The sequence below is a fragment of the Streptomyces sp. NPDC001858 genome (assembly GCF_053594615.1).
This window is the reverse complement of the sequence record NZ_JBSFEV010000018.1, coordinates 140,818-160,537: the sequence shown is the minus strand read 5'-3', so window position 1 is coordinate 160,537 and position 19,720 is coordinate 140,818. Positions and strand designations below refer to the sequence as shown.

Annotated in this window: 17 protein-coding genes and 1 pseudogene; 8 read left to right on the top strand and 10 right to left on the bottom strand. The window is 70.2% G+C overall.

The annotated features are described in order from the left end of the window. Positions 1 to 56: 56 nt before the first annotated feature. Positions 57 to 2,804 (bottom strand): AAA family ATPase, encoded by a 2,748-nt coding sequence (locus ACWCPF_RS24740; protein WP_451047248.1) that lies wholly within the window; start codon positions 2,802 to 2,804, stop codon positions 57 to 59. A 748-nt stretch (positions 2,805 to 3,552) separates the two neighbouring features. Here ACWCPF_RS24740 and ACWCPF_RS24735 point away from each other — a divergent pair. The 3 genes from ACWCPF_RS24735 to ACWCPF_RS24725 all read left to right on the top strand — a co-directional run bounded on the left by ACWCPF_RS24735 (position 3,553) and on the right by ACWCPF_RS24725 (position 6,813). Beyond that, positions 3,553 to 4,878, top strand: a complete 1,326-nt coding sequence (locus tag ACWCPF_RS24735; RefSeq protein WP_451047247.1) for an MFS transporter — start codon at positions 3,553 to 3,555, stop codon at positions 4,876 to 4,878. A gap of 59 nt (positions 4,879 to 4,937) precedes the next feature. Next, complete coding sequence (locus tag ACWCPF_RS24730) at positions 4,938 to 5,846, top strand: GNAT family N-acetyltransferase (protein ID WP_451047246.1); 909 nt, start codon at positions 4,938 to 4,940, stop codon at positions 5,844 to 5,846. Positions 5,847 to 6,078: 232 nt separating this feature from the next. After that, the gene (locus tag ACWCPF_RS24725; protein ID WP_451047245.1) at positions 6,079 to 6,813 is read left to right on the top strand and encodes a class I SAM-dependent methyltransferase; all 735 of its coding nucleotides are present in this window, start codon (positions 6,079 to 6,081) and stop codon (positions 6,811 to 6,813) included. An 18-nt stretch (positions 6,814 to 6,831) separates the two neighbouring features. Here ACWCPF_RS24725 and ACWCPF_RS24720 read toward each other — a convergent pair. Then, a pseudogene (locus ACWCPF_RS24720) lies at positions 6,832 to 7,747 on the bottom strand (sensor histidine kinase). A gap of 191 nt (positions 7,748 to 7,938) precedes the next feature. On the opposite strand from ACWCPF_RS24720, the gene ACWCPF_RS24715 reads away from it, so the two are divergent. After that, the gene (locus ACWCPF_RS24715) at positions 7,939 to 8,889 is read left to right on the top strand and encodes an amidohydrolase family protein (protein ID WP_451047244.1); all 951 of its coding nucleotides are present in this window, start codon (positions 7,939 to 7,941) and stop codon (positions 8,887 to 8,889) included. 164 nt (positions 8,890 to 9,053) lie between these two features. On the opposite strand, the gene ACWCPF_RS24710 is transcribed toward ACWCPF_RS24715, so the two are convergent. Next, the gene (locus ACWCPF_RS24710) at positions 9,054 to 10,511 is read right to left on the bottom strand and encodes an amidase (protein WP_451047243.1); all 1,458 of its coding nucleotides are present in this window, start codon (positions 10,509 to 10,511) and stop codon (positions 9,054 to 9,056) included. A gap of 77 nt (positions 10,512 to 10,588) precedes the next feature. On the opposite strand from ACWCPF_RS24710, the gene ACWCPF_RS24705 reads away from it, so the two are divergent. Then, positions 10,589 to 11,227, top strand: coding sequence for a TetR/AcrR family transcriptional regulator (locus tag ACWCPF_RS24705; protein ID WP_451047242.1), 639 nt, complete (start codon positions 10,589 to 10,591; stop codon positions 11,225 to 11,227). An 85-nt stretch (positions 11,228 to 11,312) separates the two neighbouring features. Here the strand turns inward: ACWCPF_RS24705 and ACWCPF_RS24700 are convergent, their stop codons facing one another. From ACWCPF_RS24700 to ACWCPF_RS24680, 5 genes are all read right to left on the bottom strand, one after another. After that, positions 11,313 to 11,972, bottom strand: coding sequence for a WD40 repeat domain-containing protein (locus tag ACWCPF_RS24700; protein ID WP_451047241.1), 660 nt, complete (start codon positions 11,970 to 11,972; stop codon positions 11,313 to 11,315). 159 nt (positions 11,973 to 12,131) lie between these two features. Further along, positions 12,132 to 12,389: an nSTAND1 domain-containing NTPase gene (locus tag ACWCPF_RS24695; protein WP_451047262.1), complete on the bottom strand. Its 258-nt coding sequence runs from the start codon at positions 12,387 to 12,389 to the stop codon at positions 12,132 to 12,134. Positions 12,390 to 12,503: 114 nt separating this feature from the next. Further along, on the bottom strand, positions 12,504 to 13,247 hold the full coding sequence (locus ACWCPF_RS24690; RefSeq protein WP_451047240.1) for a class I SAM-dependent DNA methyltransferase: 744 nt from the start codon (positions 13,245 to 13,247) through the stop codon (positions 12,504 to 12,506). Positions 13,248 to 13,352: 105 nt separating this feature from the next. Next, entirely contained in the window at positions 13,353 to 14,768 is a 1,416-nt protein-coding gene (locus ACWCPF_RS24685; protein ID WP_451047239.1) for an amidase, read from the bottom strand. A gap of 288 nt (positions 14,769 to 15,056) precedes the next feature. Beyond that, complete coding sequence (locus ACWCPF_RS24680) at positions 15,057 to 15,839, bottom strand: SDR family NAD(P)-dependent oxidoreductase (RefSeq protein ID WP_451047238.1); 783 nt, start codon at positions 15,837 to 15,839, stop codon at positions 15,057 to 15,059. 85 nt (positions 15,840 to 15,924) lie between these two features. Between ACWCPF_RS24680 and ACWCPF_RS24675 the strand changes: the two genes are divergently transcribed. Then, positions 15,925 to 16,776, top strand: a complete 852-nt coding sequence (locus ACWCPF_RS24675) for a helix-turn-helix transcriptional regulator (protein WP_451047237.1) — start codon at positions 15,925 to 15,927, stop codon at positions 16,774 to 16,776. 238 nt (positions 16,777 to 17,014) lie between these two features. On the opposite strand, the gene ACWCPF_RS24670 is transcribed toward ACWCPF_RS24675, so the two are convergent. Continuing rightward, positions 17,015 to 17,788 carry a cupin domain-containing protein gene (locus tag ACWCPF_RS24670; protein WP_451047236.1) on the bottom strand — a complete coding sequence of 258 codons (774 nt, stop codon included), beginning with the start codon at positions 17,786 to 17,788 and terminating at the stop codon, positions 17,015 to 17,017. 284 nt (positions 17,789 to 18,072) lie between these two features. Then, on the bottom strand, positions 18,073 to 18,315 hold the full coding sequence (locus ACWCPF_RS24665; protein WP_451047261.1) for a nucleotidyltransferase domain-containing protein: 243 nt from the start codon (positions 18,313 to 18,315) through the stop codon (positions 18,073 to 18,075). Between the two features lie 205 nt (positions 18,316 to 18,520). On the opposite strand from ACWCPF_RS24665, the gene ACWCPF_RS24660 reads away from it, so the two are divergent. Together ACWCPF_RS24660 and ACWCPF_RS24655 are read left to right on the top strand one after the other, a co-directional pair. After that, the gene (locus ACWCPF_RS24660; protein WP_451047235.1) at positions 18,521 to 19,045 is read left to right on the top strand and encodes a hypothetical protein; all 525 of its coding nucleotides are present in this window, start codon (positions 18,521 to 18,523) and stop codon (positions 19,043 to 19,045) included. Between the two features lie 110 nt (positions 19,046 to 19,155). Continuing rightward, a complete protein-coding gene (locus ACWCPF_RS24655; protein WP_451047234.1) occupies positions 19,156 to 19,689 on the top strand; it encodes an isochorismatase family cysteine hydrolase in 534 nt (177 codons plus the stop codon). Positions 19,690 to 19,720 lie beyond the last annotated feature (31 nt).

The following is a 19,720-nucleotide window of genomic DNA, read 5'->3' as shown; positions in this document are numbered from 1 at the left end:
GGCTGGTCGCGCACTTCCCCGCGCCCCTTCATTGCGCCCGGCTTCGCCCGACCCGCTCAGCCCGCGTTCCGGGCGCCTTCTCGGACGGCGACGGCCCCCTCGGGCCCTTCCTCGTGGAGTGCGGCGAGCGCGGCGGGGAGTTTGCCGCGGCTGGTGATGCCCAGGCGGGGGTAGATCCGGTAGAGGTGGGCTCCGACGGTGCGGTGGGAGATGAACAGGCGCTGGCCGATCTCCCGGTTGGTCAGCCCCTGTGATGCCAGTACGGCTATCTGCGTTTCCTGGGCCGACAGCTGCTCACTGGTGTTGGCGTGCCGTCGGCCGCTGGACTCGCCGGTGGCGCGCAGCTGCTCGCGGGCCATCTCGGCCCAGGGCTGCGCGCCGATCCGGTCGAACGCGTCGCGGGCCAGTCGCAGCGGGGTGCGCGCGTCCACGTTGCGGCGTTGCCGGCGCAGCCAGCGGCCGTGGTGCAGGTGCAGCCGGGCATGGGCCAGCGTCCAGCCGGCCGGGAGCGTCGTGAGGGCCGCGGCGTAGCGCTCCTCGGCGGTGTCGTCGGGAGCCAGCACCGCGTCGGTGTAGGCGTGCGCGACCACCATCGCTTCCGAGGGCAGTCGCTCGGCCAGCTCCGGAAGATCGACCAGCAGTTCCCGGGCCTGCTCCACAGTGCCGGCGGCCACCGCGGCGTCCGCCAGGTCCAGCGCGAGCAGCCATCGACGCATCGAGTGGTAGTGCAGGTCCGTCGGATCGAACGCACACGCGAGAATGTCGTAGGCCTCCGTTGCACGGCCGTCGAAGAGAGCAAGCAGGCCGTCGACCTGTTGCGCTATCACTGTGACGTACCGCATACCGGCGAACAGGCTGTGTCTGCGCAGCTCGCGAACCGACTGCGCCGCTTCTTCGATGTCACCGCGCAGCACGGCCACCAGGCCGGCCGTGGCCTTCAGTCCCAGCCATTGCATCCACTCCCCGGTCTCCTCGGCCAGGGCGAGGCCTTCGGCGGACTCCTCGCGGGCCCGGTTGAGCTGGCCGAGGAACACCCGCGGATAGTTGCCGGACAGAGAGCGGGCGAGCAGCCCGAGCCTGCCCTGCGACCGCCACGCCGTGGCCGCCAGCGCCAGGTAGCGGCCGGCACGGTCGAAGTCGCCGATGGACATGGCGCTGGTGCCGAAGAAGTGCAGGATCCGGGCGTCCTCGCGGTCCGGCTCGAGACTGTCGAGCCGCGCGATCACGTGGGCCCCGTACCGGTACGGCTGGGCATAGCCCCGCACCGCAAGCACATGGGGGGCGTCCGGATCGGGGTTCCACCGGTCCAGTTCCGCCGCGGTCTGAGCGCGCACCTGCGCGTCGCCGTCCTGGAAGAAGCAGCGGATCCCCGCACGCCACAACAGGTCCTCGGCGACGTCGCCGGCTCCCGCGTCGAACGCTTCGGCCGCCGCGGTGACCATGTCCCGGATGCGCCGGTGCGGCTTGTCCGGTTCGAAAGCGGACTTGTCGGACACGATCATGAGGCGGGCCCGCTCCACCGGGCCGAGCGCGCTCATGTCGGCGCGGTCCAGCAGCAGCTGCGTGTTCACACGGTCGTTGACCTCGCTGGCCAGCTCGGCGGCCCGGACCAGGATGCCGGTCCGGCGCTGCGGGTCGAGGACGAGGTCTGCGGCCTGGCGCAGGGCGGGGACTGCCGCCGCCACCTTGCCCCGGGCGTAGGAGTCGTCGGCGAAACGCTCCAGCCGGTCGGCCAGATCGTCGTCCGGGCCGATCGCGGCCGCGGCTTGGTGGACGAGCCGGCACTCGGGAATGTCGTCCATCACCTCCGCGAGGGCGCGGTGGGTGGCAAGCCGATCGGTCAGCGCGGCGCGGGTGTAGATGGCCGAGCGCATCAGCGGATGCCCGAACTCGGGGGTACGGCCGACCAGCGTGATCAGGCCCGCGTCGACCGCCTCCTGCAGCGTGTCCACGGAGACCTCCGAACCGCAGACGCGACCCGATACCTGCAGCAGCCGGTTCAGCGGGGCGGCCGGCTCGGCGGCCAGGGCCAGCAGTAAGGCGCTGCACTGCCGGCTCACCGAGCCGGTGCGCGCCGCGAAGACGTCCTCCAGCCGCTGGGTCAGCGGCAGGTCGTCCATCTGCGCGGACATGCCCTGCGCCGCCTTGGGCAGCTCGACCAGGGCCAGCGCGTTGCCCTCGGCGCGCTCCAGGATGAGCGCCCGTACCGGCTCCGGCAGCTCGGGCGCGCCGGCGTCGAGCAGCTCGGCGGCGGCCGTCCTGTCGAGCGGCTCCAGACGCAGGTCCGGATAAATGTACGCGTCGGTCGGCTGGACACGGCTGGCGGCGATGTGCGCGATCGCGAGGTCACCGGTGCGTCGGGCGACGAATTTGAGCACGTCCCGGCTGGACGAGTCGACCCACTGAAGGTCATCGACGAGCAGCAGGAGCGGCTGCCGGTCGGCCGCGTCGGCGAGGAGTTCGAGCGCGGCCAGTGCGACCCGGTATATCTGGGGCTCGGTCTGCGTGGCGTCGAACGCGTCGTTCAGCGCCGACCGGTGTGCGGCGGGCAGGTTCTGGATGTCACGGGCGATCGGATGCAGCAGCAGCTGCAGTGCGGCGAACGGCAGCCACTGCTCGGTCTCCACCCCGGAGGTCCGCAGCACTCTGAAACCGCTTTCGGCGGCCTCGGCGCCGAGCTGGCGCATCAGGGCCGACTTGCCGACGCCGGCGGTGCCGTGGACCAGCAGCGCGCCGCCGTGCCCCGCCGCCGCGTCCGACAGCAGCGCGCGCAGAGCCCGCAGCTCCTCGTCCCGGCCGATCATCGCGCGCCTGCGGATGCCGGGTTCAGCGGGGCTTTCGGCATCCCCGTCCCCACGCGAAGGCCGCGAATCCCCCAAAAGCCCGACACCGCGGCCATGGACGTGCGGACCAGAGCCTGCGGCAAGGAGACAGTCCCCGCTGCCGTGCGACGGTGCCCGCCGGCGCCACTCCGGCCGGCGTCGACCGGCGCGATCACAGAGCGTTCGTACATGGCCGAACGTTCACGCTTCGATGTAGCGGGCATCGGGGTCAGCATGAAAACTTTCCTCCGGTCGCGGTATTTAGCGACTCGGATGTTACCTGTCAGCCGACGGTTCCTCAGCTCGGGGTACGAACGACCCACTCAAGGCCTCCTGCCTGCGACGCAGTGAAGATCCGCCGCCTCGACCGCCGCACTTGGCCCGCCATCGCCTGCCGGACGACCGACAGCCCGTGCGCGTGCACACCGTGATCGTCCGCGTGATGACGGATTCCCCCGGCGACGGGGCCCCAACCCTGGTTCTCGATCATCCTGCTCGGCACGAGCGATCCACGAGAGATCCCGTCACTCGTCGTGACCGGCTCGACGAAGCGAAAAATCTCTCGCCCACCGTAAAATCACCTGGCGCAATACCAGTTATGATCCAAGCCAGCGTTCTGACCCGAGTAGGAGCGACGTCGTCCACTGTGATTACCCAAACAGAGCACAGCCGTCCCCGGCACCAGGTCAGAGGTCGTGTGCCGGCCGGAGCGATCACACCCGAGGAGCCGATGCAGATCGACCTCACCGACGAGGCAATCGCGGATCACGTCGACGAAGGACCGCCCCCCGGTCGCAGGCAGAAGCTGCGCACCATCTTCGGCACAGGCGTGGGCAATGCGCTCGAATGGTACGACTGGAACGTCTACGCGGTCTTCGCGCCGTTCCTCGCCGCACAGTTCTTCAAACCGACGAACTCGCTCTCCGCGCTGCTCTCCACACTCGTGGTCTTCGCTGTCGGGTTCGGGATGCGACCGATCGGCGGCATCCTCTTCGGCTGGTTCGCCGACCGCCGCGGCCGACGGGCTTCCCTGTTGCTGTCGATCGCCCTGGCCTCCGCCGGAAGCCTGCTGATCGGTGTCGCGCCTTCGTACTCGGACATCGGCGTGAGCGCGTCGGCGCTGCTCGTCCTCGCCCGCTTGCTTCAGGGCCTTGCCTACGGTGGTGAGATCGCCGCCTCGCACGCCTACATCTCGGAGATGGCTCCCCCACGCCGCCGCGGCCTGTGGTCCAGCACCATCTATGTCTCGGGCGTCTCGGCCGTCGTCATCGCCACCCTCCTCGGCGCCACCCTGACCAGCGTGCTCAGCGATCAGCAGATGGACGGCTGGGGCTGGCGGGTGCCGTTCATCGTCGGCGGGGTGCTGGGCATCATCACCCTCTTCCTGCGGCGCACGATGAGCGAGACGCCCTCGTACGAGCAGGCACTGGCCGCGGAGGAACAGGACAGGTCCCGTACTTCTTTCGCACGGGACCTGTGGAAGAACCGTGCCGCGGCACTGCGCGTCATGGCGCTCGCCGCAGGTGGCAGCGTCTTCTTCTACACCTGGGTGACCGCCGCTCCGGCCTACGCGATCGGGGTGAAACACCTCCCGGCCTCCGCCGTGCTGTGGTCTGCCGTCATCGCCCTCACCGTCCTGGTCGCGACGCTGCCGCTCGCCGGAGCGCTGTCGGACCGCATAGGACGACGGCCGTGCCTCCTGATGTTCACGCTCGGCGGCGCGGCAGTGACCTACCCCCTGAACCGCTTGATCCAGGACGAGGTCTGGCAGCTCACGCTGTCCATGTCCATCGCGGGCATTCTGATCGCGCTCGGGTCGTCGATTCTGCCGGCCTACCTCGCGGAGCTCTTCCCCACGCATGTGCGAGCCTCAGGGATCGGCGTCGCGTACTCCATCGGCGTGGCACTCTGTGGCGGCACCGCCCCGTACCTTCAGACGTGGCTGGCCGGCAGCGGCCGCGGCGACCTCTTCCTCGGCTACACGATCACTCTGATGCTGGTGGCGGCCGCCGTCACTCTCGTCTCCCCCGAGACGAAGGGGAAGACGCTGGAGTAGGTGCGTATCTCGCTCTGCCGCGCCTGTAGTTCATACCGCCGCCTTGGGAGTGTCCTCAGATGCCAGATCTCGTGCCAGGGCTGACGCCGGGATACCGAGCCCGGCCCGCCACCGCTGACGACGCCGGGGAAATCCATCGCCTGGTCGCGGCCTGCGAGCGCAAGCTCTTCGGGCGGGTGCAGACCGATCTCGGGCGCATCGCCGGCGACTTCGCAAGGCCTGGCCTGGTCCCGGAGCTGGATACCCGGCTGATCCATGACCGGGCGGGGCAGTTGGTCGCTCGGGCCTGGGTGAACCGGCGCTCCGAGGTGGACGTCCACCCCGAGCACCGGGGCCGTGGCCTAGGCAGTGCGCTGTTGGCCTGGGCCGAGGCCCGGGCCCGGCAGGCGGGCAGCGCACGCATCGTCCAGACCGTCCCGGACAGCGACACGAACGCTGTCTCCCTGCTGCGCTCGCGCGCCTACGAGCCGATGGTGACCGAGTGGCTGCTGGAGTTCCTCATGCAGGAGGAGCCGGCTGTGCCCGAGCCGCCCGCGGGCATCACGGTCCGACCGTTCCGGGTCGGCGACGAGCCCGCCGCACATCAGCTCGTCGAGGACGCCTTCGACGAGTGGCAGCAGCGGCGCAAGAGCTACGAGGAGTGGGCCCGCCACACTGTCGAGCGCCCCACCTTCGCCCCCGCGATGTCACCGCTGGCTTTCGCCGACGGCCAACTCGTGGGCGCTGTGCTCTCGCTGGACCTCCCGGACACCGACGAGGGCTACATCGAGGAGGTTGCGGTGCGACGCGACCACCGTGACCGGGGTATCGCCCGCCTCCTGCTCCGGAACGCATTCCACGCCTTCTATCAGCAGGGTCGGCCGGCCTGCACCCTCGGCACGCACTCGGACACCGGCGCGTTGAACCTGTACCTGCGCGTCGGGATGGCCGTCCGGCACAGCTCCACCGTGTTCCGAAAGGATCTGTGAGACAGGGCGTCACCTCGCCGGAGGTTCAGAAACCGGCTTGAGGGCCGCCCTGGAAGCCGCCTTGACGCCCCTCGGCAGGGGAAGAGGTGGCTGCGCATGCAGGGCCTTGAGCGCAGCTCGGGGACGCCGCTCCCCGCCTCCCCACCGGCCGTGCACGCCGTCACGCCATACACGCTGAGCTGGGAATTCATGCTCTCCCGCCGTACGGTCTCCCCATCGCGAAAGGGGCCGTATGGACCGGAACATCCGCACCGTCGAGGACGTGCTGCAACTCCTGGACGACCTGTTCACGCCGGACGCCGACCGCTGGACGAGCGACGCAGCCGTCTGGTGGGACGCCTTCTATGCCGACCGCTCCAAGCCGGTGCCGTTCTTCGAGGCCAAGCCGGACGAGAATCTCGCCTCGTACCTCGACCGCCGGCTCATCACCCCGGGCCGGGCGCTGGACCTGGGCTGCGGCCCCGGACGCAACGCCCTGTATCTGGACTCCCTCGGCTTCCAGGTGGACGCAGTCGACCTCTCCCCGGCGGCCGTCGACTGGGCCGAGGAGCGCGCCCGTGAGACCGGAGCCCGCATCCGGTTCCACCGGGGAGACGCCTTCGCCCTCGCCGGCACCGAGCTGAGCGGACGCTACGACCTGATCTACGACTCAGGCTGCTTCCACCACTTGCCGCCCCACCGCCGCATCAGCTACCTCGCCCTGCTCGACCGACTTCTCGCACCCGGCGGCTGCTTCGCACTCACCTGCTTCACAGCCGGAGAGAGCGGAGGATCCGAGCTCCCCGACGCGGCCTTCTACCGTGACGCCCGCCTCCATGGCGGACTCGCCTACACCCCACACTCCCTGCGCCGGATCTTCTCCCACCTCACAGAGGTCGAACTTCGGCTCATGCGCGACGAACCGACCGAGTCCGCGTACTTCGGCGAACCCTTCCTCTGGACGGCCCTGTTCCGGCGCGATGTCTAGCACGCCACGGGCTCTCGGTCAGGGGATCGCCTCGTGTTCTTCCGGGGCGAGCGAATGCAGCGGCAGTGCGGTGGCGACTTCGAAGCCGCCCTCGGGGCGAGGGCCGGCGTGCAGGTTGCCGCCGACGGAATGGGCTCGCTCACGCATGCCCATCAGACCGTAGCCGCCGGGGAGCGAGGGGGCGGGGGCGGTCCCGTCGTTGGTGACTGAGATGCCGGTATGCCGTCAGGTCCACGCCCGGCGACAGGGCCCGCGGTTCTCCCTCGGTGACGACGGTGGCGTCGAGGCCGGCGGACTCGCACGTCGCGATCAGCTCGGGGAGGCGGTCCAGGCCGGGGGCGGGTTCCAAGGAGTCACTGTCGGCATCGCCACCCTGGCGCAACACCCCGACGGTGGCACGGAGTTCGAGCAGCGCGGAGGACGTGGTGGCGGTCAGCTCGTCGAGCAGTCGCTGTGCCTGTTCGGGGCGGGTGGGCGCGAGATGGCGGGCGGTGCCGGCCTGTGCGTTGGCGACGGCCATGTGATGGGCCACGACGTCGTGGAGTTCGCGGGCGATCCGCATCCGTTCCTCGACGACCCGCAGCCGGGCCTCCTCCTCGCGGGTGCGCTCGGCGTACGCGGCGCGCGCCTGCACCGAGTCCACGTAGTCACGCCGCAGGCGGTCCCGGCTGCCGCCGACCAGGGGCAGCATCAGCCACAGCACGGGGCCGACGGAACGCAGCAGAAGCATCTCGGTCGTGGGCCGGTCGGACACGGCGGCGACGACCACCACGGCCATCGTCACGACACCGTAGAGGCGCGTGGCCCTCGGATCGGTGCCGGCGGCCAGCCGGTACAGGAGGACGACGGCGGGCCAGTCGTCGCGCGGTTGGCTGAAGCCGGGTACGACGATCGAGGCGCCGAGGGCCACACAGCCGAGCAGCCCCAAGGCCATGACCACGTCGGTGGCGGTGTGTCGGCGCCCTGTGTAGCGCTCCGGGCAGTACACGGCAGGCCCCCGGCTCCTCCTCCGGTACGACACCACGAAGCGCGACGCGGGCGCAGCAGAGGCGGGTGACAGCTTCCACACGGATCTCAGCGCGAACGAGTGGACCCGCGACCTCGGCGGAGCCGATGGTGGGTGCCATGAGCATTCACCGCAGCGCACCCGGCGACGCGCGAGAGGTCATGAGCGAGGCACCGGTGGGCGAGGAGGCCCGGGAAGTGCGCCGGTTCTGGGGTCGGCTCGGTCTGCCCGGACTGGTCGACGTCCACACGCACTTCATGCCCGAGCGGGTCCTCCACAAGGTCTGGGACTACTTCGACGCGCTCGGATCGCTGACCGGTGGGCTCGAGTGGCCGATCACCTACCGGAAAGAGGAGACTCAACGCACCGCCCTGCTCCAGGAGTTCGGCGTTCGGGCCTTCACCGCGATGCTCTACCCGCACAAGCCGGGCATGGCCAGGTGGCTGAACGGCTGGGCGGTCGACTTCGCCCACCGCACCCCCGACTGTCTGCACACCGCCACCCTCTACCCCGAGCCCGGTGTCGAGGCATACGTCCGGGAGGCCGTCGTGGCGGGCGCGCGCGTCTTCAAGGCGCATGTGCAGGTGGGGGCGTACGACCCGGCCGACGAACTCCTCGATCCTGCTTGGGGTTTGCTGGCCGAGGCCGGCATTCCCGTGGTGATCCACTGCGGCTCCGGGCCCGCACCGGGCAAGCACACCGGCCCCGGGCCGATCGCCCAGGTGCTCGCGCGGCACCCCCGGCTGCGGCTGATCGTCGCGCACATGGGGATGCCGGAGTACGAGGAGTTCCTCGGCCTCGCCGAGCGGTACGGGGAGGTGCGGCTCGACACCACGATGGCGTTCACGGACTTCGCCGAGGCGCTCATGCCGTTCCCCCGCAGGGCCCTGCCCAGGCTGTCCGGGCTCGGCGACCGCATCCTGCTCGGTTCCGACTTCCCCAACATCCCCTACCCGTACGTGCAGCAGCTCCACGCCCTGGAGCGACTGGGCCTTGGAGAGGAGTGGCTGCGGGCGGTGTGCCACGACAACGCCGCAGCGCTGTTCGGGCTGCCCGATCCAGCTCGCTGAATCGCGCCATCACCCCGGGCTTGCACGGGCCGGCCGGATGCCGTGGCAGCGTCCTGGTCCGGCCTGGTCCGGCCTGGTCCGGCATGGTCCGGCATGCATCGGTCCTGTCGCGGCTGGTGCGGGGCTGAGCGGTCACTCGACCACCGTCCGCGCAGGGCCCATGGCTACCGCAGCGCGGCCGCCGGGACTGCCGGGCGAGGGTCGATCGGTGTGAGCACTCCGAGGCGGTCCTCGATCTCCTGAGCAGCGTCCAGGCACAGGTCCTCGCGGAACGCGCGCCCGACGAGCTGCACGCCGGACGGCAGGCCGTCGGTCACTCCGGTCGGTACGGCGACCCCGGGGACGCCCGCGAAGCTGGTCACCGTGCACAGGCGCATGCCCGAGCCGACGCGGTCGCGCCCTGCCTGGTCGCGGGACTCCAGCCCCGGCTCCACGGCCGGCTCGGTGAACACCGGCCCGAGCAGCAGCGGGTACTCGTCGAGGAACTCCGCCCAGGAGCGGCGGATGCCCAGCCAGACCCCCATCAGCTGCATGAACTCCGCTGCGGTCGCGGGCGGGGTCTTCTCCATCGTCATCTCGATGTAGCGCTCTCCGCCCTCGCCGAGCAGGGTGCGCACCGCCGGCCATGTCGGGGCGAATTCGGTCACGACGATCCGGTGGTACGCATCGAGTGCCTCGTCCAGCCGCGGAACGTCCGCCACCTCCCGCACGTCGTACCCGGCGTCCCGCAACGCGTCGGCCGCGGCCGCGACGGCGGCGCGGACCGCGGGGTGGACGCCGTGGCCGCCGGGATCGGCTACGACCGCGACCTTCACCGGTCCCGGCAGCGGCTGACCGTGGACGGGCACCGGTACGGCCCGCGGATCCCGGGGGTCGGTCCCGGCCAGCACCTCGTACGCCAGCCGCAGGTCGGCGATCCTTCGGGCCAGGGGTCCGTCGGTGACCAGCATCTGTGAGGCCGGTCCCGGGTCGTCGGGGCCGAGAATCCGGTGGTCGGCGGGGAATCGTCCGGCGGTGGGCTTCAGTCCCGCCACGCCGCAGAACGAGGCCGGGATCCGTACCGATCCGCCGGAGTCGTTGCCGAGCCCGAGCGCGGCCATGCCGGTGGCGACAGCCACCGCGTCGCCGCCGCTGGAGCCTCCCGGAGTCCGGCTCCGGTCCCACGGGTTGACGGTGTCGCCGAACAGTTCGCTGCGGGTGTGCATCCCGGCCAGGATCAGGGTGGGTATGTTGCTGTGCCCGATCGGTATGGCTCCGGCGTCGCGCAGCCGGGCCACCGGGGGTGCGTCGGCCGCAGCCACAAGATCGCGGAAACGCGCGATTCCCATGGTGGTCGGCACGCCTTCGACGGCGGTGGTCTCCTTCACGGTGAACGGCACCCCGGCCAGTGGCCCCAGCTCTTCGCCTGCGGCCCGACGTAGATCCGTCTGCGCCGCGGCTTCACGTGCGCGCTCGGCCATCAGCTGAGTGACCGCGTTGACCTGCGGGTTGACGTCGGCGATGCGGTCCAGGTGGCTGTCGACCAGTTCGACGGCCGAAACGTCTCCGTTCCGGACGGCCGCCGCCTGGGCCGCGGCCGGCATCTTCCATAGAGCGTCCCGCACGATTCTTGCCCTCCCCATTCGTGTGTCGAAGCGTTCGCGTCGGAACCATAACCCAGAAGCGATACGCTCGTATTGGAAAAAGGAGGCGCCCGAACATGCCCAAGCAGGTGGACTACGAGAGCCGACGCCGACGGATCGCCGAGGCCGTGTGCGTCCTCGCTGACGCGCACGGACCCGAGGGAGTGACCATGCGCGACGTCGCCACCCGGGCGGAGGTCTCCCTGGGGGCCGTTCAGCGGTGCTTCCGCAACAAGGAGGAGATGCTCCTGTTCGCCGTCGAGCACGTCGGCCGGCGCATCACCGAACGTGTAAGGGCCCGCCTGTCCAGCAGCCCGGCCCAGTCGGCCGCTTCTGCCCTGGGTCACGCGGTCACCGAGGTCGCCCTGCTCCGCAGAGAGCACCGCGCCGAGGCACGGGTGTGGCTCGCGTTCGTCGCCCAGGCCGCCGTCAGCGAGCCGCTCGCCGCCAGACTCAGAATCAGTTACGCGGCTCTCCACGACCTCCTCGGCCGCCTCATCACGGAGGCTGGCGAGAGCGTCCCGGTCGACGATGCGGCTGCGAAGCTGGATCCGCAGCGCGAGGCCAGGGCCCTGCTCGCCCTCGCGGACGGCCTGACCAGCCATGTGCTCATAGGGCACTTGACCACCGAGGAGGCCGAGGACGCCCTGCATGTGCATGTGGTCGACCTCTGGGCACGCCTCCGGACCAGCAGCCGCCCCGGAGAGGCCGTCTGACACTCGTGGAGCCGATCGCCTCGCGCGCAACACCGCCGAGCTCAGAGCCGTGTCTGACCCTGACTTGCCGATGCCGACCGGCTGATCACGAACTTGAGCTTGGGCGCGTGGCGTGTGGTGGCTCGTCCGGCATGTAGACCGAGCGTTCCTCGGCGGTGATGCTGCGGCCGATGGCGCGGCAGATCTCGCTGATCGCTGAGGTGGGTGTGGATCGGTCCACGTTCCACCGGCGTACGGTCCGGTCTGTGCTGCCGGTGGTCAGCGTGCGGCCGTCCGGACTGAACGCCAGCGAGAAGACAGCGCCGGTGTGTCCAGCGAGCGTGACCTGCGTGACGCCGGTGGCCAAGTCCCACAGCCGCACCGTGTTGTCGTCGCTGCCGGTGGCCAGGGTGCGGCCGTCCGAACTGAACGCGACCGTGACCACAGCGCCAGGGTGCCCGGTGAGTCTGTGCCGGAGTGGTACAGCGGCGGCAGCGTAGACGCTTTCCACGGCCTGGGCGGTCGGGCTGGTCCGATAGGCCTGGATGGCCAGCAGGGGGGCAAGGTCGGAGTTGGTGCCGATGAGGGCGGCGGACTGCGCGGCGAACTGCCGGGACAGAGCGACCTTCCGGGCAGAGTCGGCGGCCTGTCGCTGCTGCTCGCTGGTCCGGCTCTGCTGCCAGGCGACCAGCCCGGCGGTGAGGGCAAGGACGAGCAGGGCGGACAATGCGGCATTGAGCGTGCGCAGACGCCGGGTGATACGCACTGCCGCGTGCCTTTCCCGCTCACGTGCAGTTGTGCTGGCGGTGAGGAACTGGTGCTCCAGGGCGGTCAGATCCTCGACTGGACGGCTGCTGAAGCATTCCTCGACAGTGACGAGACGGCTTCCCCGGTACAGAGCCCCCGGGTCGCGGCCCAACTCCTCTCAGGCGCGGGCGGCCTCGGTCAGTCTGCGGTGCGTGCGCAGGCGTTCACGGTCTTCGTCGATCCAGCCCCGCCGCCGGGGCCAGGCAGTCAGCAGGGCCTCATGAACCAGCGGATCCCGATCCGCAGCAGGTCGGTGCGCAGGACGTGCGCGAGGACCAGGCGTCGCGCACAGCGAGCCCGGACAGTGTCCGGCACAAGACGCCGACCAGGCCGGACGGCGGTAATGGCAGACGTGGCCTCGGTCCTGACATGGCATCGCCAGGCGGATCAACAGGGCCGGTGGGCCGCATCCCGCATGGTCGGACGCCGAGCCGAGGGCGATTCAGCAGTCGGCGAGCGCGAGCCTTGCATCGATCGCGGCCATGCGGAGCTACCCCGCGGGTGGGATCCGGTAGACGGAGACGTGAGAACGTGACTCGGCGGTGAATTCGGCGCCGGCCCAGTCCGCATGTCTGGTCTCCAGTTGGAATCCGGCCAGCCGGGCCATCAGGTCGAGTTCGGCCGGCCAGATGTAGCGATGAGGGCTGCGGAACAGCCGCGCCTGCTGGGTCTCGTCGAAGCGGAAGTGGTGCGATACGACGTGCTGGTGGAGCACGTCGTAGGTGTCCAACCCGATATAGCCGGGTTCGGACTGCCAGACGGTAGCCGTCTGGCCCGGCGGGAGTTTGCGCAACTCGGGTACCCAGAGCTCGATCACGAACCGGCCACCAGGTGCGAGGTGGCGGGCCGCGTTACGGAAGCACTGCACCTGCTCATCCTGGGTGAGCAGGTTGGAGATCGTGTTGTACACGAGGTATACGAGGGCGTACTTCCCAGGAGCGACGGTGGTCGCCATGTCACCCACGATGACGGGGATCGTTGCTTCGTCGGCCTTGGTTCGCAGTTGCTCCACCATCGGGAGCGACAGCTCGATCCCGGTGACACAGACTCCTCGCTCCGCGAGCGGGACGGCTACACGGCCGGTCCCGATGGCAAGCTCAAGGGCTTCTCCGCCGCCTGCAAGCTGGGCGAGACGGTCCACAGCCGGTTCCAGGACCTCGGGCGCGAACATTCCGGCACCGGGCGTGTCATAGCGCTGGGCGGTATCGGCGTCCCAGATCTTCTCCTGATGCATTCCGACAACGCTCGCCGCTGACCCATGCAATGTCCACCGACTTTCCCAGACCGCTTGTTCTGTCATTTCCACGGCCGTAGCGGACGGTGGCGGACAGGGGCGATGTCACTGGTCCTGGATGCGTCGGAAGGGGTGGTCGGCTTCCAGTTCGAACGCGATCTCCAGCAGCTTCCGTTCATCGCCGGGGCGGGCGGAGAACATGACGCCGATGGGCAGTCCGTCCGTCGTCGCGCTCGCGGCTGGCAGCGAGATCGACGGAGTGCCGACGATGTTGTCGAGCGGGGTGAACGCCACGTACGCGACGAGCCGCTCGATCAGCTTCGCGTAGGGAACGGTCGGGCTGAGGTGGCCGAGCGGTGGCGTGGTGTGGGCGAGCACGGGCGACAGCACGAGGTCGAGTCCGCGGAAGGCCGCCGCGTGCGCCAGCTTCGCGCGCTTCAACCGTCGCAGCACGCCGGGAGTCCGCCGCCAGCTGCGCAGATAGTCCTCGCGCAGCCCCCGGCTGAGGCCGTCCATGCGGTGCCGGTCGAAGTCCGCGCCGAGGGTCCGGCCCGACACACCGAGGAGGAAGGACAGCATTCCCCAGTAGGTCAGGAAGTCGTCGGTGAAGTTCGGGTCCATGGCCAGCTCCACCGGCTCCACGGTGTGTCCGAGCCGTCCGAGCGTGGCCGCGGTCTCCGTGACCGCTGCCCGGGTCGCCGCGTCGGAGTGAACCCCGTTCGGCGAGTCCAGCAGGAACCCGATGCGCAACCGTCGCTCCGAGGGGCCTTCGACGAGGCCGAGGGGCGGCAGTCCGGAACCCCGTCGGTGCGTCTCCGCGGCGGCGAGGAACGCTGCGGTGTCCCGTACGGAACGGCTCACGATTCCGTCGGAGACGATGTCGATCGGCAGCCGGCGGCCCAGGTCGCTTCCCACGACACGGCCGCGAGTCGGCTTGAGGCCGACGAGTCCGCAGCAGGCCGCGGGGATCCGGATCGAGCCTCCGCCGTCGTTGGCGTGCGCGATCGGCACCGCGCCGGCGGCGACCAGCGCGGCGCTGCCGCCCGACGAACCGCCCGCCGAGTAGCCCGTGTTCCATGGGTTGCGCACCGGCTCCGCGCCGTCGTACTCGGTGCTCGCGTTGAACCCGAACTCGGGCAGCCGGCTCTTGCCCAGCACCGTGACGCCGCTGCTGAGGAGCTGTCGGGTGAACGGTGCGTGCCGCCGCGCCGCCCTCGGCCGGAAGGCGGCGCTGCCGTGGCCCGTGGGCAGCCCCTGGTAGTCGGTGTTGTCCTTGACGAAGGTCGGCACCCCGGCGAAGACACCGCCTGTTGCGGCGGCTGGCGCCGGGCTGTCGACGTGCGCCTGGACCGCGCTCAGCCGTGCGTCGACCGCCCGCACCCGCTCCCCCGCGGCCAGGGCGGCCTCGGCGGGGGAGATCTCGCCTCGCCGGATCGCCGCGGCGAGACCGACGGCGTCGTGCTCTCCCAGGGCGTCGTCCCGGAAAGCGTGCACGATGGTCCGTTCGTCGAAAGTCGTCACCGTTGCCTCAGCCCCTGCCGTCTGGGTGGTCGCCCACCATCATTCCTTACCGCCAGGTAACATGCGAGGCATTCGTCAGTGGGCTGCGGTGCGCCGGACTCCGTGAGACGCAGAGAGCCCCGGGTCCGTCCCATCGGATCTGTCGCAGTCGGTCGAACCGGCCGGACGGCTCGCCCGCCCCGGGCCTCTGATCCGGCCCAATGCGGCCTCTGATCCGGCCCAGTGCGGTCTGCCGGATCATGAAATGAGGCCGGCGGGACCGCCTTGCTCGGAATGCGCTGCGGACTCTCAGGCGCCGGCCCCGCCGTCGACGGGCACGATCGCGCCCGTCACCATCGAAGCGCGGTCGCTGAGCAGCCACGCCGCCACCTCGGCCACCTCGCGGGGTTCGGCCATGCGGCCGAGCGGGATCGCAGCGGTGAGGCGCTCGACGATGCCCGGGGTGGCCGCCTCCCACGCGTCGATCATCTCCGTGGCGGTGCCGCCGGGGGTGATGCCGTTCACCCGGATGCCCTGACGGCCCCAGGTGACGGCCGCGGTCTCGGTAATGCTGTTGAGCGCGCGCTTCATGGCGCCGTAGGCGGGGAGGGCGGGGTTCGCGCGGCGGCTGCCGATGCTCGACGTGTTGACGATCGCCCCGCCGCCGTTTCGCCGCATCAGTGCGGCCTCGGCGTTCATGGCCGTCCAGTGCGAGCGGAAGTTCACGGCGAACTGCTCGTCGACGTCCGCGTCGCTCGTGGCGTCGAGCGGCCCGGGCTGCTGGATCGTCGCGCCGTTGTTGAAGGCGCCGTCGAGCCGTCCGTGCAACTCCTCGACGCGGTCGACGGCCGCGCGGATGCTCGTGCGATCGGCGAGGTCGAGGGTGACGGCGTCGGCGGTGCCTCCGTCGGCGCGGATCTCGGCGACGATGTCGTCGAGGGCCTTCGTGCTACGGGCGGCGAGCACCACGGCAGCGCCCTCGGTGGCGAAGAGCCGGGCCGCGGCCGCCCCGATGCCACGGCTGGCCCCGGTGACGAGCACGACCTTGCCGGTGAGCAGGCCGACGGGGTTGGTGTTGTCGTTGGTTGTCATGCCGACAGCGTGCGCGGTTCCAGGACCCGGAGGCAGGTACAGGCGGTACCAGGATCCGGTGCCGCGCGGCGGGCAGACTTGGGGCATGGACAAGCAGGAGCTCGGGGCGTTCCTCCGCAGCCGTCGCGAGCGGCTTCGGCCGGAGGACGTCGGCCTCCCCTCCGGACCGCGCCGCCGGACACCGGGGCTGCGCCGGGAGGAGGCCGCGGTCCTCGCGCACATCTCCACGGAGTACTACGTCCGCCTCGAACAGGGCCGGGCGCCGCGGCCGTCGGGCGAGGTCCTCGCCGGGATCGCGGGCGCGCTGCGGCTCACCGACGCCGAGTCCGACCACCTCCACGTCCTCGCGGGCACCGCGCCGACCCGCACCCGGCTGCACCGGCGCGACGTCCGCCCGAGCATCCTCGCGCTCCTCGAACGGCTGCCGCACACGGCCGGGTTCGTCGTCTCCGCAGCGTTCGAGGTGCTCGCGTGGAACGACCTCACCGCCGCGCTCATGGAGGACTTCGCCCAACTCGCCCCCGAGGACCGCAATCTCGCGCGCCGGGCATTCCTCGGGCCGGCGCGACCCGACACGCCGCTGTACGGAATCTCCGACGCCGCCGAATTCCGCCACCACGTCGTCATGGAGCTACGGACCACCCTCGCCCGCTACCCGACGGATCCCGCGGTGACCGGCCTCGTCGACGAACTCCGCGACACCAGCGCCGACTTCGCCCGGCTGTGGGAGCGGCACGACGTACAGACCGCGCCGGTGCTCACGAAGACCTTCCGTCACCCGGTCGTCGGCGAGATCACCGTCGACTGCGACCAGCTCGCGCTCACGGACCGCGACCAGTACCTCGTGCTCTACAGCGCGCCGCCGGGATCCTCTGACGCGGAGGCGCTGGCGCTCCTGAACGTGCTGGGAGCCGACGCCGGCGACCGCCTGCGGTAGCGCGGACGCCGGACCTTGCGGCGCGCCGGGATTGCCGAGGCGCCGTCGAGCGTCGAGCGCGGCCCGCTCGGTCCCTCGTCCCGCCGGCGACGGGCTGTCCCGCCCAGGACACCGGCGGGAGCCTGCGGGCCGCGTCCGGGTTCGCGAGAGATCCGAGGCACTACGGCGATGGCTGGTGCACGAGCCGCTGGCAGGGACGTGGGCCGGGTACCACGCCCCGCACTGCGGGTATCGACGATCAACCAATATTGGTGTGATTCGCCCAATCGTTGTGGAAGGTGAATCCGCCGCTCGCCGGCGGCGCCGGTGACTGCACCTCGATCCAACACAGCGGCTCCGTGCCGAGCGCCGCGAAGCCGTGCGACGCGCCGACGGGCGCAAAGACAAGATCGCCGACCCCGGCAAGGTCCTCCTTGCCGTCACAGAAGGCTCGCGTCTGACCGGAGAGCAAGTAGTAGGTCTCCTCGAACGGGTGGAAGTGTTCCTTCGCGGTCTTGAATGGGGCGTCGTCCACGACACTGGGCGTGAACTGCACGATGAACATCGCATGGTTGCGTGTCCCGAGGAGATCGTCCACCATCATCCGGATCTGGACGTTCTGTACGTTCGCGCCGTGGTAGCCCGGCATGGAGATCGACCCGGGCGGCGCCATGTCCGTTTGATCGAAGTGACCGACATACGGCTTGGCCGGGTCGAGCTCATCAACGTCTACGCCCTGTGTCGGCACTTGCGTCTCCGGCGCCTCGAACACCCCCCACATCCCCCTACCGTCAATGGGGCGCGGCTGCGGAGCGTGCACACGCAACATGCGCACACGCTCATCGGACGGGTTGCTCCAAGCGTGACCCACGGCATAGGGCACGAACCCGAAGTCCTGTGGACGCAGGGCGTAATTATGGTCGGCGACCGCGAGCAGCGGGTTCCCTTCCAGAACGAAGAACGACTCCTCGAACGGGTGCCGGTGTCCGATGACATGACCGCCGGGCTCGAGTTCGACGATCGCGATCGTCAAGTGATTGGCGCCATCCTCCGGCCCGAGGAAGGGTGCCACACTGACGCCCTTTCCCGGTTCACTCGGGTGCGACTTGACGAACTTGAGAGTGTCTCCCCGGTGAATACTCAAGACTCGAGGCGCGCGCGAGACCTCTGCTGACTCTGACTTCGTCATGATCACCTTCCCGCTGGATCCAGTGATCTACAACTGTTCTCATCTGCTGTTAATCGAGGAAAAACCGCAGGTGATGGCAATCCGCGCCGGCTCGGCGACGAGTCCGGGGAAAGGCCGTCCTGTGCCGCCTACGCGGGATGCTCGGGCGGACGCCCCACAAGCGGCTCGAAGCCCTCAGGCACCGCGATCCCGAACCGCTGGCACAGCAACGGCACATCATGGCGATCGACAGCACGAGCCGCATATCCCGTATGCCAGCGCACCGCCCACTCCGCCGACTCGCACCGCACTGCGGTCCCGGCGATCGACCCGTGTCCGGCGAGTGCCTCAGCCGGAAAGGAACCGCCGTCCACCACCGATCCGTAGTGCAGCGATCCGTCCGCGAGCGCGCACTCACCGCATCACGGTAGAGGCCGTCCCGCCCCCTTCGCCTGGCGATTGGCACGGCTTCACCGGGCCGGCTCCCGGGAGACGGCGTGAACCGCACGCCAGCGGCGCGTGGACACCGTATGCGACCGGCTTTAACGCCCGGTGCCTCATCTTCCGTATGACACAGGCATGTTGGAGGATCGACGCATGACTGAGCAGCGAACCGACGCGGCGCCGCCGGCGGACCCGGCCACCGCCTATCTGGAAGCGCTCCGCAGGCGGCTCGCCGCCGACGGGTGCGCGCTGGCCTCCGAGACATGGGCCGGCCACCTGGTCGTGGTCGGCAGCCGGTCGGACCGCAAGGCCCGCTGGTTCAACACCAAGTGCAAGCTGTTCGTCTACGGCGCCGTCGTCCCCCGGGTCGACGAGGCCGCGATCGCCGAGTTCACCGTATGGGCCCTCGCCTACTCCAAGCGCCTGCGCGGTGGCATCCCCGGCGCCCGCAACGCGACGATGGCCCTCCCCGCCCTGATCAGCCCCAACGTCCACCCGTCGGCCGCGCAGTGGGCCGCAGCGGACGGCCGTACCCGGGACGCGTCGGTGGTGGCCCGGCCGATCACCGTCGAGACGACCCCCGAGGCCGTCCGCACCACCATGTACCGGGGCGGCATCATGTGGGGCGGCATCTTCACGAGCCATGTCCTGGAAAAGGCGGCCCTGTACTTCCCGTGAACGCGGAACCTCCCGTGAGCGGCGGCGCTTCCGTGCGGAAGGCAACTCGCGCTGAAGTAGCCCGGTGACGGCCGCCCCGTCTCCACGGGGCCGTCACCGGCCGGTCCTTCGTGCAAGACGAATTCGTCCGGCCCGGCTGGAGTCCCTACCGGATGCCCGCGGCCACCCGGATGGCACCCCGGTTACACCGACTGGTCGAAGAGTGCCGGGCGGCCTCGGTCCCGGTGCTGTGGACCATCTTCGACGACACCCATCTCGGACTGGACCGGCCGCACGCCTTGCGGTTCCTCCCACATGCCGACACCGACTGGCGCCGACCGGGCCCTGCCGAGGTGTGGGCCCCTATGGGCCGCCACCCCGACGAAGCCGTCATCCGCAAGCCCTCCTACGGGGCCTTCTGCGTCAACCCGCTCGCCACGATGCTGCGCAACCTCGGCCGCGACACGGTCATCGTCACGGGAACACTCGCCAACTACTGCTGCGGCACCACGGCCCGGCAGGCATACGAACGTGGCTACAAGGTCGTCTTCGGCTCCGACGTCACGGCCACCGACGACGAGTCCCGGCAGGAACCCGAACTCGCAGTCCTGCGGCCCCCTCGCGAGAGGGCTTCGGGCATGAGCGCCTGCGCACTCAGGGCTTGAGGAGTTGATCGAACTCCGTCTCGAGACCCAG